The sequence below is a fragment of the Amycolatopsis coloradensis genome, assembly GCF_037997115.1.
In the GTDB taxonomy this organism is placed as follows: Bacteria; Actinomycetota; Actinomycetes; order Mycobacteriales; family Pseudonocardiaceae; genus Amycolatopsis; species Amycolatopsis coloradensis_A.
Window position 1 is genome coordinate 4,036,191 of the sequence record NZ_CP150484.1, and the last position, 15,980, is coordinate 4,052,170.

Annotated in this window: 15 protein-coding genes; 9 read left to right on the forward strand and 6 right to left on the reverse strand. The window is 70.5% G+C overall.

Annotated elements, in window-relative coordinates; genetic code table 11:
* Positions 1–3: 3 nt before the first annotated feature.
* The 6 genes from LCL61_RS18785 to LCL61_RS18810 are packed head-to-tail and all read right to left on the reverse strand — an operon-like array spanning position 4 to position 5,369.
* Positions 4–405, reverse strand: coding sequence for a DUF6917 domain-containing protein (locus LCL61_RS18785; protein WP_340688033.1), 402 nt, complete (start codon positions 403–405; stop codon positions 4–6).
* Positions 338–1,282, reverse strand: coding sequence for a Gfo/Idh/MocA family oxidoreductase (locus LCL61_RS18790; protein WP_340688034.1), 945 nt, complete (start codon positions 1,280–1,282; stop codon positions 338–340). Before LCL61_RS18790 ends, LCL61_RS18785 begins: the two co-directional genes overlap by 68 nt.
* The gene (locus LCL61_RS18795) at positions 1,279–2,328 is read right to left on the reverse strand and encodes an Ldh family oxidoreductase (RefSeq protein WP_340688035.1); all 1,050 of its coding nucleotides are present in this window, start codon (positions 2,326–2,328) and stop codon (positions 1,279–1,281) included. Before LCL61_RS18795 ends, LCL61_RS18790 begins: the two co-directional genes overlap by 4 nt.
* On the reverse strand, positions 2,325–3,545 hold the full coding sequence (locus tag LCL61_RS18800) for a M20/M25/M40 family metallo-hydrolase (RefSeq protein ID WP_340688036.1): 1,221 nt from the start codon (positions 3,543–3,545) through the stop codon (positions 2,325–2,327). The genes LCL61_RS18795 and LCL61_RS18800 overlap by 4 nt, the downstream gene beginning before the upstream one ends.
* A complete protein-coding gene (locus LCL61_RS18805) occupies positions 3,542–4,360 on the reverse strand; it encodes a sugar phosphate isomerase/epimerase family protein (RefSeq protein WP_340688037.1) in 819 nt (272 codons plus the stop codon). Before LCL61_RS18805 ends, LCL61_RS18800 begins: the two co-directional genes overlap by 4 nt.
* A complete protein-coding gene (locus LCL61_RS18810) occupies positions 4,350–5,369 on the reverse strand; it encodes a Gfo/Idh/MocA family oxidoreductase (RefSeq protein WP_340688038.1) in 1,020 nt (339 codons plus the stop codon). Before LCL61_RS18810 ends, LCL61_RS18805 begins: the two co-directional genes overlap by 11 nt.
* A gap of 181 nt (positions 5,370–5,550) precedes the next feature.
* On the opposite strand from LCL61_RS18810, the gene LCL61_RS18815 reads away from it, so the two are divergent.
* From LCL61_RS18815 to LCL61_RS18855, 9 genes are read left to right on the forward strand one after another with little or no spacing between them, the layout of a single operon-like run.
* On the forward strand, positions 5,551–6,684 hold the full coding sequence (locus LCL61_RS18815; protein ID WP_340688039.1) for a DegT/DnrJ/EryC1/StrS family aminotransferase: 1,134 nt from the start codon (positions 5,551–5,553) through the stop codon (positions 6,682–6,684).
* The gene (locus LCL61_RS18820; RefSeq protein WP_340688040.1) at positions 6,681–7,802 is read left to right on the forward strand and encodes a DegT/DnrJ/EryC1/StrS family aminotransferase; all 1,122 of its coding nucleotides are present in this window, start codon (positions 6,681–6,683) and stop codon (positions 7,800–7,802) included. Before LCL61_RS18815 ends, LCL61_RS18820 begins: the two co-directional genes overlap by 4 nt.
* Complete coding sequence (locus LCL61_RS18825; RefSeq protein WP_340688041.1) at positions 7,802–8,443, forward strand: class I SAM-dependent methyltransferase; 642 nt, start codon at positions 7,802–7,804, stop codon at positions 8,441–8,443. Before LCL61_RS18820 ends, LCL61_RS18825 begins: the two co-directional genes overlap by 1 nt.
* Positions 8,440–9,363 carry a UbiA family prenyltransferase gene (locus LCL61_RS18830; RefSeq protein WP_340688042.1) on the forward strand — a complete coding sequence of 308 codons (924 nt, stop codon included), beginning with the start codon at positions 8,440–8,442 and terminating at the stop codon, positions 9,361–9,363. The genes LCL61_RS18825 and LCL61_RS18830 overlap by 4 nt, the downstream gene beginning before the upstream one ends.
* The gene (locus tag LCL61_RS18835; protein ID WP_340688043.1) at positions 9,360–10,664 is read left to right on the forward strand and encodes a protoporphyrinogen/coproporphyrinogen oxidase; all 1,305 of its coding nucleotides are present in this window, start codon (positions 9,360–9,362) and stop codon (positions 10,662–10,664) included. The genes LCL61_RS18830 and LCL61_RS18835 overlap by 4 nt, the downstream gene beginning before the upstream one ends.
* The gene (locus LCL61_RS18840) at positions 10,661–12,154 is read left to right on the forward strand and encodes a class I adenylate-forming enzyme family protein (protein WP_340688044.1); all 1,494 of its coding nucleotides are present in this window, start codon (positions 10,661–10,663) and stop codon (positions 12,152–12,154) included. The genes LCL61_RS18835 and LCL61_RS18840 overlap by 4 nt, the downstream gene beginning before the upstream one ends.
* On the forward strand, positions 12,145–12,936 hold the full coding sequence (locus tag LCL61_RS18845; protein WP_340688045.1) for a class I SAM-dependent methyltransferase: 792 nt from the start codon (positions 12,145–12,147) through the stop codon (positions 12,934–12,936). The genes LCL61_RS18840 and LCL61_RS18845 overlap by 10 nt, the downstream gene beginning before the upstream one ends.
* On the forward strand, positions 12,933–14,306 hold the full coding sequence (locus tag LCL61_RS18850; protein ID WP_340688046.1) for a CoA transferase: 1,374 nt from the start codon (positions 12,933–12,935) through the stop codon (positions 14,304–14,306). Before LCL61_RS18845 ends, LCL61_RS18850 begins: the two co-directional genes overlap by 4 nt.
* The gene (locus LCL61_RS18855) at positions 14,303–15,766 is read left to right on the forward strand and encodes a fatty acid--CoA ligase family protein (RefSeq protein ID WP_340688047.1); all 1,464 of its coding nucleotides are present in this window, start codon (positions 14,303–14,305) and stop codon (positions 15,764–15,766) included. Before LCL61_RS18850 ends, LCL61_RS18855 begins: the two co-directional genes overlap by 4 nt.
* Positions 15,767–15,980: the final 214 nt, after the last annotated feature.

Below are 15,980 nucleotides of genomic sequence, written 5' to 3' on the forward strand. Positions count from 1 at the left end.
CGCTCACCACCTGCCGCGGAAACGCACTTCCAGTTCCGGCTTCAAGCCGAGCTCTTCGCCGGTGACGGGCCGCGTGACGCTGATGAGAATGTTGTAGTGATTGGGAAAATGGCATCCGTCGAAGCCGAGCACGGTGCCGACGAGTTGGCCGCCGATCCACAGCTCGTCGCCTCGGTCGAGCACGCCTGCCCGGTCTATTTCGGCGAAGCCGAGGAAACCGACACGATCGATCGGCGCTCCGGGCTCCGTGTCGTCGTGGCTGGTCGTGACGAGTTCGTGGATCTCACCGGCGCGAACGCATCGGCTGGCGAACGGCTCGAGGCTCATTCCCCGATCGTCACGGTGATGCACCAGCACCTTCACCACCGTGCCGGTGATCTCCCGCTTCGGCCCGTCCTCGCGCATCGCACTCCTTCCGGTAGCACTCGTCCACTATGGACAGAGTGGTGAGGCCGCTGTCGCGCCAGGCCCCGCCCTTGCGCACGGCTTCCTCGAAGTCCCGCAGCAACCCGTCGTACTCGTGCCAGAGCGATTCCTTGAACTCCGGGAAGCCGTCGAGCATGTCGGCCCGCAGGACGGTGCCATCGGTCAGGGTCACCTCGATGTCCTTGACTTCTCCGGGAAACGACCAGTCGAGTTCCACGACCGCGTTCTCGAGCACGAGTGTCGCCTGCCTGTCGACGCCGTTGGCGTCCCGCGTGATCCGCGCGCTCCGCAGCGCCACCGATCCGAGGAACAGCTGGACGAGATCGAGCGCGTTCGGCCCGTTGTCCGCCACGCAGCCGCCACCGCAGCGCGCGGTGTCGAGGTACCAGCGATCACCGCCGACGTGTTCTTCGATCCGCTCCAGATAGCGCACCGTCACCGAAGCGATCGGTGCCCGGCCCGCCAGGGCCTCGTGCAGCGCCCGCACGTTGGCGTTGTACCTGCGGTGGAACGCGGTGAACAGGGCGACATCCCGCCGCGCCGCTCTCGCCACGAGATTCTCGCCGTCGAGGAGCCCGGTGGCGAGCGGTTTCTCCACGCACACCGGCAGGCCGGCGTCCAGCACCTCCCGGCACACGGACGCGTGGACGTCGTTGGGTGCGGTCACGATCACCGCGTCGAGCCCTCCGGCGGCGAGCATCCCCCGGTGATCCCGGTAGCCGGGCACGGTGATTCCGGCGAGCGCCGCCGGATCGAGATCGCAGACCGCGGCGAGCTCGAACGCCCGGGACCTTTCCACCGCGGCGAGGTAGAAGCGCGAGATGACACCGAGCCCCACGACACCGACCCGGATCATCCGGCCGCTCTTTCCCGCACCCCGTGCAGTTCCGCGTAGACCTCGTCGGGCACCGGCACTCCGTGCGCACGGAAGCGGGCCGCGCGTTCACCCTCGTGCCAGCCGGGATAGACGACCGGGACTGCGGCGTCGCGGGCGGGCCAGCCACGCACGGCGGCGAAGAGCGCGGTCGCGTCGGCGGCGAATCCGCCGCGCAGGAGTTCCGGTGCGATCGCCAGCGTCAGAACGCCGATGTCGTCGTCACGGTTCCCGTCGGCGGACAGCGCGCCGAGCGCGGCGCCGGGGACCAGCGCGCCGAGCACTTCGACGAGCAGGCCCAGCCCGAATCCCTTGTAGGCGCCCGTTTCGGGGTCGCCGCCCAGCCACAGCAGGTGGGCGCCCCCTCGGTCGAACGCGGCGGCGTCGGTCACCGGTGCGCCGTCGTCGGTGGCGAGCCACCCCGGTGGGATCGCCCGGCCTTCCCTCGCCGCGGCCCGCACGCGCCCGGTCGGCACGACGGTGGTGCTCATGTCGAGGACGAACGGGTGCGCGTCACCGGCGGGGCAGGCCAGCGCGAGCGGGTTCGTGCCGAGCATCGTCGCCGCGCCGCCCGGGGGCGGGGCGATGCGCTGCCCGCCACAGTTCGACGCGACGAGGCCGATCATGCCGTGGGTGACGGCGCGCGCGGCGTGGTGACCGGCGCAGCCGATATGCGTGGCGCCCCGCAGGGACACCATCCCGATGCCGTACCGTGACGCCCTGGCACACGCCAGTTCCATGGCCTGCGACGCCGACCACAACCCCAGTGTGCGCCGGGCGTCGGCGAGGACGCAGGCGCCGAGATCGGTCTGGATCACCATATCCGCCGCCGGATCGGCGCGTCCGTCGTCGAGCAGTGGCAGGTACAGCCGCGTCAGGTTGACCAGTCCGTGTGAGGTCACCCCGGTCAGGTCACCATGACACAACGCCGTGGCCGCGATCGCCGCCCGGTCCCCGGGAACGCCACGGTCCACGAAGATCCTGGTGACCAGGGAGAGAAGCTCCGGATAGGGCATCAGCACGGTCATGCTCCTTCGTTCCGGCTGAATCGCACGACGATCTCGCGGACGAGATCACTGAACCTGTCGAGTTCTTCGACGCCGGCGTACTCCCCGGCGGAGTGCGCGTTGTTGTCGCCCAGGGAACCGGGGCCGAGGACGGCCGTCCGGGTGCCGGGGACGTCGGCGAGCCAGAGGGCGTCGCAGGTGAAGCCGGGCTCGTCGTCGGGCCAGCGGGGAGCCAGCCCGTCCAGCAGCGGGATGTCCCGCGCGGTCAGGACGGGCAGGTCGCGTTTGAGCCAGCGGACCTCGGTGATCGCCACGGCGTCGGCCGCGGTACGGGCGAAGGCGGGTTTCTCGCGGAACCGGGTGCCGAACTCGGCGAGCCCCGACCGCAGGCCGTCCTCCAGTGCGGAGGTCATCTTCGACGCCGCTTCCCGGCTGTCGTAAGGAATGTTGAGCAGAAGCTCTCCGCTGCCGTACACCCTGTTGTGCAGGCGGCCGGTGTGCAGCCCCGCTGTGCAGACTCGACCGTGTTTCGCCAGGTCGAGCGCCAGATGCTGAGCGAGGAAGCCGAGCAGGACGGTGGCGTTGTGTCCCCGGTGCGGTTCGTCGTCGATCGCGTCGTCCCCGCGCACTCGCACGCACGCGGTCATCGACGCCGAGCAGCGTGGCAGGTAGCGCAGGCCGGTCGGCTCGCAGAAGATGTTGAGTTCGCCGTGGAATCCGGCCTCGACGAGCGGCCGTGTGCCGAACGTGCCCATCGCGCCGCCCTCTTCACCGGATACGGCCTGGATGAGCACACCGGCGTCCCTGCCCACCGCCGGATCCGCCGCGACGGCGGCCCGGACCCCGGCCAGCAGCGCCACCGCGGGCCCCTTGGCGTCGATCGCGCCACGGCCGGTGAACCGGACCCCGTCGAAACCCGCCGGTTCGAACGGCGCCACGGTGTCGAGGTGGACGTTGAACATCACGGCGGGTGTGGCCGGTCCGAGCCGGAGGACCAGGCTCGGCTGACAGGCGAGGAATTCCGGTCCGGCTTCGCGGACCGCGACCGGGACACCGGGCCGGTCCAGCACCGAGGGTTCCGGGCTGCCGAGGTACAGCGTCTCGAAACCGATCCCGGCCGCCGCGTCGGCGTAGTCCCGCATCGCCTCCCAGAGGCGGATTTCGCCGGACGTTTCGAGCGGACCGGCCGTCGGCAGGGCGAGCAGCCGTAGCAGCAGATCCCGGTCCTCGCGGATCACCGGAACAGCCCGGCCATCGCCCGGCCCGCGGCGACGAACGTGGCCGCGGCGTCCCTGGCGAGCACACCCGGCTCGTGGGGTTTGATCGCGAGATGCGGCTCCAGCGACCACGCGCCGCTGTATCCGTTGGCCTGTAGAAACTTCACACAGTCCGCCACGCGTGCTTCGCCCTCGCCGGGGACGGTGAAGCCGTGCTCGTCCGCGTCCTTGACGTGCACGTGCTCGACATGGTCGGCGATATCGGCGAGCAGGTCGAATCCATCGTAGCCGTGGGCCACGCCGTTTCCGGTGTCGAACAACAACTTCAGTGCCGGGCTCGCGACCTCGTCCAGCAGTTCGAGTATCCGCTCGGCACTCGTGCCCGCCCAGCCCGAGCAGTTCTCGTGCAGCAGCGTCACGCCGTGGTGTTCGGCGCGTTCGGCGAGAACGGTGATCCTCGCGATGGCCCGGCGACGCCAGTCGTGCTCACTCAGGCCGTCATCGGGATACGACATGATCCGGAGGTAGCGGGTGCCGATCGACCGGGCTCGCCTGGCGAGGACGTCCAGTTCCGTGAGGTCGTGCCGGAACTCGCCGGTGATCGGCCTGCCCCAGCCACCGATCCGGGACGCCAGGCAGACCACGCTCATCGCCTTGTCCGCCAGCGTCGTCGCGACCTCGTCGAACCGCTCGTCGGTGAGGTCGGCGACGGGGATCCGATCGAGGGTGCGCAGCTCCATCATCCGCCAGCCCAGTGCGTCGAGCGCCGCGATCTGGCCGCCGAGGTCGTCGGCCGCCTCATCGGTGATGCCGGCGAACACCGGATCAGTCGGCATGGGCCGCCACCGCGTCGGGTTCGGGGCGCGAGACCGGTTCCGCGCAGATGTTCTTGGCCACCGACAGCAGTTGCACCACCTCGGTGGCGAAGGTGAACCCCTGCGTCTGCTCCTTGTCCACCAGGAACTTCCGGTAGGCCACGGACATCCACTCCGTCATGGCGTCGTCGCGCAGCACGACGTGCTCGGACCGGCCGCTCGACCGCAGGGTCAGCTGCGAATGGTGGTCGTCGCCGCTCACCGCGAAATGCCCGACCGCGGTACCCGTTTCGAAGTCGACGGTGACCCGCCGCTCGCGTACCGGTGAGGTGAGATCCGAACGAATCTCCGTGTGGATCCCCGAATTGTGCCGGAGACCGACGGTGGCCCCGCCCATCCGGGGGCCGACGTTCCCGTCGACCTCGAGATCGGTCCCGGACGCGTGGGTGACCCGCGCGGCGCCCGCGAGCCGCAGCGCGAGCGCGACTCCGTGCGGCAGCTCGACGTCGAAGGCGGTCGGATGTCCCGGCGTCACGAGCGACCGGCGGAAGCGCGGTTTGTTCTGCACGATGCCGATGGACTTCGGAGCGCCGAAGCGGCCGCTGCGGATCAGCTCGACCAACCGCGCGGTGAGCGTGCTGGCGAGCCAGGGCTCGACGACCTCGATATGCAGTTTGTATTTGCGGCGCAGGCGGATGATCCGCGCGAGGTCGTCGATGTCGGCGGCGAGCGGCTTCTCGACGATCACCTTGCGGAAGCCCAGCGTGGCCAGTTCGGAGAGCACGGTGAGACGTTCGGTCGGCGGTGTGCAGACGTGCGCGACGGTGCGGGAGGGGTCGAGCCCGGCGGCCGCGGCCTCGATGGTCGGCACGACCTCGAGACCTGCCCGTGCGGCGACGTTCGGTCGCGGTTCGCACGCCGTGACGGGAGCGTCGTCGAAGAGCTGCGGGGTTCGGGTACGGAGTTTGGCCAAGACCGGCAGATGCAGACCCGCGCCTGCCCGGCCGAGTCCCACAATGAGTGAACGCACTGGTGAGCCTGCTCCTCGGAGTTTCCATTCGGAATACATCGCAAAACTGACATCCGCGATGATCGAGTGTCAATACTCTCCGCGTGAGTTGACCAGGAAGTGCGAACCTGCCGAGTGGCCGGTTTTCCTGACCTACGCTCGGGAACGGGTCTCAACGCCACCGGAGGTGGGTACGCTGTCGGTGTCATTTTTCAACCAATCGAGCACATTCGAGCGAACGTGGCCCAGTGCCAGACGACATATTCTCGACGTCATCGAAAATGGCAAGTATTCGCACGGCCGCAAGGTGGCCGAGCTGGAATCCGCGCTGGCCGGCTACACCGGCGCGAAGTTTGTCATCGGGGTCAACAGTGGCACGGACGCGTTGGTCCTGCTGTTGCGGGCGGCGGGTCTGCGGCCTGGTGACGAAGTGGTCGTCCCCGCCTTCTCCTTCGGGGCGTCGGCCACCTCGGTCGTGCTCGCGGGCGGCCGGCCGGTCTTCGCCGACATCGAGCCGGACGGGTACGGCATCGACCCCGCCGCGGTGGCGGACGCCGCGGGGGAGCGCTCCCGGTTCGTCATGCCGACGCATCTGTTCTCGCGGCTCGCGGACATCGACGGCGTCCTCGCCGTGGCTCAGCGGCTCGGGCTCGCCGTGGTGGAGGACAGCGCGGAGGCCATCGGCATGCGCCATCGTGGCAGGCACGCCGGGCTTTTCGGGGCGGGCGGGGTGCTGTCGTTCTTCCCGACCAAGACGCTGGGCGCGCTCGGTGACGCGGGCGCGGTCCTCACCGACGACCGGCGGATCGCCGAGACCGCCGACGCGCTCCGCCACCACGGCCGGTTCGGCGGCACGATCGCCGATTTCCCCGCCATCTCCACGGCGACCGGCCTGCCCGGCGTGAACAGCAAGATGGACGACATCCAGGCCGCCATTCTCCTCGCGAAGCTCGCCAGGCTGGACCTCGACATCGTTCGCCGCGCGGAACTGGCCGCCCGGTACACGGCGGCGCTCGCGGAAGTCGAGGGGGTGCGCAAGCTGCCGTCGGCGCGGCCGGACAGCGTGTTCTACGTCTACGTGGTGGAGGTCGAGTCGCGCGACGACTTGGCGGCGCATCTGTCGGCCCACGGTGTGCAGACCGAGGTCTATTACCCGTCGCCGCTGCCTCTGCAACCCTGCTTCGCCGGGCTCGGCCACCGGAAGGGCGATTTCCCGAACGCCGAGAACGCCTGCCGTCGTACCCTCGCGCTGCCGCTGTATCCGGACATGTCCACCGGGGACTGTGACCGTGTCTGCGACTCGATCCGCGCGTTCTACCGCGGGCGGCGTGGATGACACTGCCGTTCTTCCCGCCCGATCTCTTCGACGAGGACCGTGCCGAACTGCTGGACATCGTCCGCCGCGTCGGCCTCGCAGCGGAGCAGAAGTTCATCCTCGGCGACCAGACGGCCCGTTTCGAAGCGGCGATCCGTGACTCGGTCGACGCGGCGGACGCGATCGCTTGCGGCAGCGGAACTTCGGCGCTGACGCTGGTGCTGCGCGCGATGGGCGTCGGCGACGGCGACGAGGTGATCGTGCCCGCGTTCGGCTGCGCACCGCTCGCGGCCGCGCCCGCCTCGCTCGGCGCGACGCCGGTGTTCGCCGACATCGACCCGCGGTCCATGGTCGTCGATCCCGACACGGTCGCCCGCCTGGTCACTTCGCGGACCAAGGTGATCATGCCGGCGCATATGTTCTCGGTCATGGCGGACATGCCCGCGCTGCGCCGGATCACGTCCGGCGCGGGCGTGCGGCTGCTGGAGGATTCCGCGGTCGCGCAAGGAGGAACCCTCGCGGGCACGCCCGCCGGGAGATGGGGCGACGCGGGTGTGTACTCGTTCGTCCAGGTGAAGACGTTCGGGATGCCGGGTGAGGGCGGCATGGTCGTGACCGATGATCCGGAACTCGCCTCGGCGGTGCGGATGCTGCGCAATCACGGCCAGGACGGCAAGAACCGGTTCCTGTACCACCGGGTCGGCTACAACAGCCGGTTCGACGAGATCATGGCCGCGTTCCAGCTGCATCGGTTCCCTGGCCTTCCCGGGCGGCTCGCACGCCGGGCACGGATCGGGGAGTACTACACCGAGCGCTTCGCCGACCTGGCGGGCTGCGGGGTGCTGGCGCCGCCCCCGGCGAAGGACGGGCGGTGCTACTACGTCTATTCGCTACTCGCCGAGCGCAGGGACGAACTCCGTGCCCATCTGGCGGCGCGGGGGATCGGCTCGCACGTCTACTACCCGGCCCCGCTGCCGCGGCAACCCGCGTTCGCGCGGTACACCCGCCCGTCGGACACCTGGCCCGCGGCGGACCTGGCCGCGCGGCGCACTCTCGCCATACCCATCTACCCCCATCTGACGGACGAGCAGGTGGAACGCATCGCGGACGCGGTGTGCGAGTTCGCGAAGGAGTCGTGATGCAGCAGATCACCCGGACGCCCGCACCGAGCGAGGTCGCCGAGGAGTGGCACAGGCGTGCGGAACGCGCCGGGCTGTCCCGCGTCATGCGCGCTTCGCAGCCCGCCGAGCTCGCGGCCGAGACGACCATCCGCACCATCCGGCTAGTCACCGGCCTTTTGCGTTCTCTGGGCGATGTCGGGGCCGCGCTGGAGATCGGCTGCGGGATGGGCAGGCTTACCCCGGCGATCGCGGCGCGGGCCCGTACGGTGACGGCGATCGACATGACTCCGCGCATGCTCGCGCTGGCGAGGGAGAACTGCGCGCATCTGTCCACTGTGGAATTCGTGCGGACGACGGTCCAGCGGCTGCCGTGGCAGGACAAGCGGTTCGACGTCGCCGTCTGCGTCTGGGTGCTGATGCATGTACTGGACGACGACGAGATCGCCGAAGCGTGCCGGGCGATCGCCGCGTCGGCCCGTCATCTCGTTCTCGTGGAATACGAGGAAGCGGACATCCCCGTCGGCAGGTTCTCGCGGTTGCGGACCGTCGAGGAGTACCTGGCCCTGCTCCCGGGCGCCCGCCTGCTCGAACGGCACGACCTGCATTACGGAGGTGACCGGTCCTTCGCCGCGTTGATCGCGTTGGACTATCGGCGATGACGACAGTGGCCGCCACTCGCGGCAAGGCGTATTTCCGGCTCGCGAAACTCGACATCGTCGACTACTACCTCGGCGTGGTCGTGGTGTGGACGCTGCTCGCGCCGGCGGCGAGGTTCGACAGCGGAGTCCTGGCCTCTGTCGGCGTGTTCCTGCTCGGCGAGGTCTTCGTGATCGCGGCGATGGTCGCCCTCGACGATCTCACGGGATACCGGGACGGCAGCGACATCACGAACTACTCACCGGACGATCCCCAGCGCAAGCGGTACCGCAAACCGCTGGTGGCGGGCACCCTCGACGAGGGCCAGGTGCTGCGGTTCGCGTGGGCGACGGCCGTCGTCGGCGCCCTGCTCTGGCTGACGGCCATCGCGATCGCGCCGCACCGTCCTGTGTGGACTGTCGTCCTGATCGTGGTCACCTATTTCTTCTCGCTGCAGTACTCCTGGGGCGTGAAGCTCAGCTACCACGGCTTCCAGGAGTTCTTCATCGCCGCGCTCGGCTGGGCGCTCGTACTGGCGCCGTACGGCCTCGCGTCCGGTGAGTTCACCGGTTTCGCGCTCGCCCAGGCGTTGCTCTTCGGGCTGGGGCCGCTGTTGTTCGGCGTGTACTCCAACACCAACGACGTCGACGGCGACCGGCGGGTCGGCAGGCCGACGGTCGCGGCGCTGACCTCGCCGCGAGGCAACATGTTCTTCGTGATCGCCGTGTCGGCCGCGGAGTTCGCCCTGATCTTCGCCGTGCCCGCGCTCGGCGGCCCGTGGTGGTTCCCCCTCGCGCTGCTCCCGACCCTCGTGGCGAGGATCTGGCAACTCTGGCTCGGGTTCGCGCTGGGCGACATCATGCGGGCCCGGCTGCTCGGCATCCGCATCCACCGGATCACCGTGCTGAGCCTGGTCGTGGTGAACCTGGTGGTGATCGCGTGACCGATGTCGAGGTGGCGGTGGTCGGCGCCGGCGTCGCCGGGCTCACCACCGCGTACCAGCTCGGCAAGTCCGGGCGCGAAGTACGGGTGTTCGAAGCGGCCGACGTGGTCGGCGGCCGGATGACGACGCTGCGCGAGGACGGCTTCCTGATCGACACCTGCGCCGAGCAGATGGCCGAGCAGGGTTATCGCGAGACCTGGCGGCTGCTGGCGGAGCTGGGCATCGACGACGCCGCCGCTCCCCGGATCGGCCGCGGCATCGCGATGTGGCGGGGCAGACCCAGGTCCGGCGTCGCGGAGACCAGGGGGCTGCTCACCGGAGCGGGGTTGTCCCTGCGGGCACGGCTGGCCGGGGTACGGGCGATGCGGGGTGAGTTCGACACCGAGCGGCCGGAGGTCTCCCGGCTGGGCGGGCGCACCGTCGCCGAGTTCGCCGCGCCCCACCACCGGGATCTGCTGGACTACCTGCTGCAACCGGTCGTCTCCGGGTTCTTCGGCTGGGATCCGGCGCGTTCGGCGGCCGCGCCCTTGCTCGCCCTGCTCACCTCGGTCGGCCCGCCGCCGACGTGGCGGGCGTACCGCGACGGAATGGACACCCTCGCCCGCGCCCTCGCCGAGAGGGTCGACGTCAGCACCGGGTTTCGTGTCGATCAGGTCGTCGACGACGGTTCCGTGGCGCGGATCATCGGCGGTACGCGCGAAATCAGCGCGAAAGCCGTGGTGCTGGCCGTGCCCGCCCCTGCCGCGGCCGAGCTGTATCCGCGGCACGGATCGGCTTTCCTCGCCGCCTGCTCGTTCACGCCGGTGGTCAAGGCCCATCTGCTGCTCGATCGTCCGCTCGGCGGTCCCGACTATGCCTTGATCGTGCCGACGGCGGAGAACGGCACGGTGGCCACGATCATCTTCGACCACCTGAAGCACCCTGGCCGCGCGCCCGCTGGCCGCGGCCTGGTCACGGTCATGGCCCATCCGCGCGCGGTGCCGGAGCTGCTGACCGCCACCGACGAGGACGCGGTGACCCGCTTGACCGGCGCGGCCGAGCGTCTCGTCCCCGGCCTGCGGGCGGCGACCCGCCGCGCACTGGTCCGGCGGGTGCGGCACGCGGCGCCCGAGGTGACGCCCCGCGCGCTCGCCTTGCGTGCTTCCTTCGAGGCAGGCCTCGGCCGGGGCGTCGTCGACTACGCGGGCGACTGGGTTTTCCTGAGCCCGTGCAGCGAAGCGGCCGTCCGCTCCGGCGTGCGGGCCGCGCGGCGCTTGACCGACCGAATCGCGTGCCCCGTGAAGGAGGAACGAGCCGGATGAAACCGCACGACATGGGAACGTTGTTCGACGAATGCGCGCATACGCGGACGACAGTGCGCCTCGACCGGCCCTTCGACATCGCGCCCGAGCGCGGAACCGTCTACCCGGTCGCCGGGCTCGCCGAGCTGGTGCGGGACGCGGCGGGATGGCTCTCCGAAACCGGTGTGCGGCCGGGGGACCGGGTCGCCATCGTCAAGCGGAACCACTGGGACTACGACCTGCTGGCGTGCGCCGCGGCGCGTCTGGGGGCGGTCGCGGCGAAGCTGTCCGGTCACCTGCCGGACGACACGCTGGAAGTGCTGCTGAAACGGCTGGACGCCGCGGTCGTGGTCACCGATCGGCCTTCCCTGCGCGGAGACCGGGTCTTGCCCATCGACGGTTTCGCCGCCGCCACGCCACCCGAGCCGCACCGAAGGCACGCCGACGAACCACTGCTCATCTGTCATACGTCGGGGACGACCGGGACACCGAAACTGGTGGTCCACACGACGCGGACGATCATCGACCGGCTGGCCCGGCCGGAGGCGGTCCGCTGGCCCGTCCTCGGCGTCCGGCGTGACGACGTGCTGGGCAACGCCAGTGCCTACGCGCACGGCCGGACCTTCTGCTGGACGGCGTCGGCGCTGTGCCTCGCGCCACGGGAGATCGTGGTCCTGAGCGAGCCGGCTTCGGCGGAGCGGGTGTTCGGACGGCATCGGCCGACCGTCATCGAAGCCCTCCCGTCGACGTTCGTGCGCTGGCGGCCACTCGCGCACTCGCCGGAGAACCCGTTCCGCCGGGTCCGGCGGTTCGTCAGCACCTACGACGCCGTGCATCCACCGGTGATCAGGACGATGCTGAACGCCACCCGCCGCAAACGTCCACTGTGGATGGAAGGCTGGGGTCAATCGGAGACCGGCCCCCTGTCGTTCCGGTTCTTCACCAGGCGCTCCGTGCGGGCGACGCGGGACATCGGCAGGCCACTGCCCGGCCTCGCCAGACTGCGGGCCGTCGACCCGGAGACCATGGAGCGGGTCCCGCGAGGCACGCCGGGAATTCTCCTGGCACGCACTCGTGCTCGCTGTGTGGCCTACGTGGGCGAACAGGACCGCTGGGAGCACAAGGCGCACGGATCGTGGTGGAACACCGGCGATCTCGGCGTGGTGAGCCGGACCGGCGCGGTGACGTTGCTGGACCGGGAGGTCGACAGCGTCCCCGGGCTGAGCTGTCTCTCGGTGGAGGACGCGATCGAGGACCGGCTTCCGGCCATCGCCGAATGCGTCGTGCTTTCCGCGGTGGGCCGGGCGCCGATCCCGGTCGTCGTGACCGACACCGGACTGGAGCCGGCGCGGTGGCGGGCGGCCGTGGCCGATCTGCCGCCGATGGGGGAGCCGGTGACGCTCACGTGGGACGAGGTACCGCGCACCGGCACCGGGAAGGTGCGGCGGCTGGAACTGCTGGAGCGGCTGACCGGGACAGCCGCCACGAACGGATCGGGAAGGTGGACGTGACGACGGCCTACGTCTTCGACAACCACAGCGGGCACGCGACCGAGCAGCATCGGTGCCTCTCCGAGGCGTACGACCCGGTCACCTTCGCGCGGCTGGAGCGGACCGGCGTGCGGGAGGGCTGGTCCTGCCTCGAAGTCGGCGCGGGCGGCAGCGGCGTCGCGCGGTGGCTCGCCGCCAGGGTGGCGCCGACCGGATCGGTGCTGGCGACCGACATCAAACCAGACCACATCGGAACCGGGCCGGGGCTGACCGTCCTCCGGCATGACGTCGTCCACGATCCGTTGCCGGGTGGCGAGTTCGACCTCGTCCACGCCCGGCTGGTCCTGCAGCATCTGCCGGAGCGGGAGGCCGTCCTCCGGAAGCTGGCACAGGCACTGAAGCCGGGTGGCTGGATGCAGATCGACGAGTTCGACATCTCCTACGGCCCGGTGCTGCTCGCACCCGACGCCCGTGCGGCGAGTGTCTACGAGGCTTTCCTGGCGGCCAAGGAAAAGACGTTCAGGACCGCGGGCGGAGACGGCACGTGGGGCCGCAGGGTCGCCGCGTCGATGGCCGACGCGGGCCTGGTCGACGTCGACCCGGTACCGCTGGTCTTCCCGTGGCGGGCGGGATCGCCCGGCCTGCGGCTGCTGATCCACCACACCCATCATCTGCAGGACCGGCTGATCGCCGCGGGGATGACCGAAGGGGAACTCGCCGAGGTGCGTTCGGTCATGGCGGATCCGGGGTTCCGGGCGTCGTCGTGCGTGCTGTACTCCGTGCAGGGGAGGCGGCCCGCATGATCACCGAGGTGGACGCGGTGACCGTCGCGGGCCCGATCGACCTGCCGCTGGCCGGTGAGCTCGACGTGCAGGCCGCCTGCGGGATCATGCACGTACACGGCCGGCGCTTCGGCGAACCGACCCCGCTCGGACTGGACTACGCGTCCATCCTCGCGGCCGAACTCGCCGAGCTGGGCGGCGTCGCATGGGGGCTCGCTCGTGATCGCGGGATCCCGCTGCGCGGCGTGTCCACCTCGATGGCGCAGGCGGCTTTGCTGGCTGTCTCCCAGTATCTGGCCGCGGCGACGGCCGGAGACGACCATGCCGAGGACCTCTTCCCCGGTGGGCCGCCTTTCCGCTCGGCCGACGGTGTCGCGTACGAGATCGAGACACTCGATCCGGCGGTGTGGCAACGGTTCTGGAGGACACTCGGCATCGACGGGCGGGTGATCTCGAATGCCTGGCGGCCGTTCCTGCTCCGGTTCGCCACCGCGACCTGCCCGCTGCCACCGGGGTTGGTGAAAGCTCTCGCGGCACGGCCGATCGCGGAGGCGGAGCGGATCGCGGTCCGTACCGGGATGACGCTGGTGAGGGTGGCGGATCGGAGGCTCGACCGGCTGCCCGCGTTCGCGGTGAGCGGGCTGGGCCGCGGGCACCGGCCGGCCCGGCCGTCGGTGCCGCTCCCGTTGTCCGGTCTGGTGGTCCTCGAATCATGCCGCCGGGTACAGGGCCCGCTGGCCGGTCACCTCCTGCGGCTGCTCGGTGCCACGGTGCTGCGGATCGAGCCGCCGGGTGGCGACCCGCTGCGGTGGGTCCCGCCGATCGCCGGCGACGCGTCGGCCAGGTTCCGTGCGCTCAACGACGGCAAGGAAGTCATCGAGATCGACTTGAGCACCCGGGACGGCAGAGGCCATTTGCTCGACCTCGCCGTCGGCGCCGACGTCTTCCTGCACAACTGGGCGCCCGGAAAGGCGGGGCAGTGGTCGTTGAGCGCACTCGACCTGGCGCGTGCCCGGCCCGGAATCCTGTACGCGCACGCGTCGGGGTGGGGTGCCGAGCTGGGGCCGGAACCGCCGGTGGGCACGGATTTCGTCGTGCAGGCCTACGCGGGCGTTCCGCCCTCGCTGATGACGATCGTCGACGTGTTCGGCGGGGTCGTCTGCGCGCACGCCATCGTGACGGCCCTGGCCCGCGGCGCCACGCGGGCCGACTCCTCGCTCCTGTCCGCGGCGAGCAGGCTCAACGCGGGCGCCCGGCGGCGCTGCGACCGTCCGTTGAGCGTGCCGGTGTGCGACGACCTCGCCGCGCTCGCCGCGGACCCCCGGTTTTCCCGCGCGCTGATCCACGATGACTGCGTACTCGTCGCGTCGCCGTGGGAATTCACGTCATGACTTGGGTGTCCGCGACCGGGGTGGTGCTGCGCGACCTCGTGCCGGCCGGGCTCCGCCGCGAATGGGTCCGATGTGGACACTGCCCGGACAGGGATCTGTACTCGCTCTTCGGCGACCGGGTGCGCGAACATCCGCTTCGCACGGCGGTGATCGACGACGAGGGATCGCTCGATTACGCGCGCTTGGACGCCGCCGTACGCGAGCTGGCAGCCCGATTGGCTGCCGCCGGGTGCGGCTCGACCGACATCGTCGGGGTACGGGAACCAGCCGGACGAGCGGCGGTGGTCGCGGAACTGGCCGTGTTCGCGCTCGGCGCCGTCGTGCTGCCGTTGCCGCCGAGCTCGGGCGATCTCCTCGAACGCGCGCGTGTGCGGTTCGTCGTCGGGAACGGGCGGGTGGTGGGTGAATCCAGCCGTGCGACGCGTATCGTCCGTCCGAATCCGGAGGCCCCGGCACGGATCCTGGTGTCATCCGGTTCGGAGTCGGCGCCGAAGATGGTCGCCTACTCGCACAACGCCTTCGCCGGCGGGCGGGCGAACTACCTCCGTGCCGTCCACGGCGGGACGGAGGTTCCCCGCGATCTCGTCCTGGTCTCGCCGACGTCGGGATTCGGCTCGTTCGGGGCGCCGGTGACGCTGTGCCGCCTCGGCGGCACGCTGATCTCGACGCGCCGGTTCGAGGCGGGCGCGGCGCTGCGCCTGATCACCGAGCACCGCCCGACCCACGTGTTCGCCGTACCCGCGATGTGGCGGCGCATGGCCGACCATCCCGCGACCGTGGACACCGCCGGGCTCGCGGCCATCGTGTCGAGCGGCGACATGTTGCCCCCGTCGACGTTGGCCGCGTGCCGTGAACGGTTCGGCGTCGAGATGATCGACGTCTACGGCTCGTCGGACGGCGTCAACTGTCATACCACGCGACCGGAGGACGGTGTGGGCGTACCGGATCCCGCGGTGTGCGAGATCCGGATCGCCGACGGCGAAATCCACGCCCGAGGCCCGATGACACCGCTGTGCCACGTCGCCGCGCCGGAGCTGGACGCCGCATACCGGCCAGCCGGTGGCTGGGTGCGGACCGGCGACAACGGCCGTTTCGACGAGCGCGGCGGGCTCCACGTCACCGGCAGGAGCAAACGCGTGGTGATCCGCGGTGGGTACACGATCAGCCCGGCGGAGGTGGAGCGCACGCTCGGCGACCATCCCGCGATCAGGGAGGTCGCCTGTGTCGCGGTACCGGACAGCGAACTGGGCGAACGGCTCTGCGCCTGTGTGGCGACCCGGAACGGTCACTCGCCGACGCTGCCCGAACTCGCGGCGTTCCTCACCGCCCAAGGCCTCGCCGTGCGCAAGGTGCCGGAGTTCCTGGTCACCCTTCCCGAACTTCCGCTGGGCCGCACCGGTAAGACCTGCCACCGCACGCTGGCCGATCTCGCGGCTCGCTTGTACCGGAGTACGTCTTGAGGTGACACTGACGTGCCTCACCGGCGGAATCGTGGCGAGGAATCGCTGACGAATATTCTCGATACGAGCCGGTTTGGCCCGGTCGTTACCGGCGTGATCGCGCCGGGCCGCGGAGGCGGCGTGAAGACCGAGTGCGGGCGGACACTCGGGGCGCCCGACCGCGTGATGGTCTTGCCCTCGCACAAGGACCTCCATAGGCTTCTTTCGTTCTGCG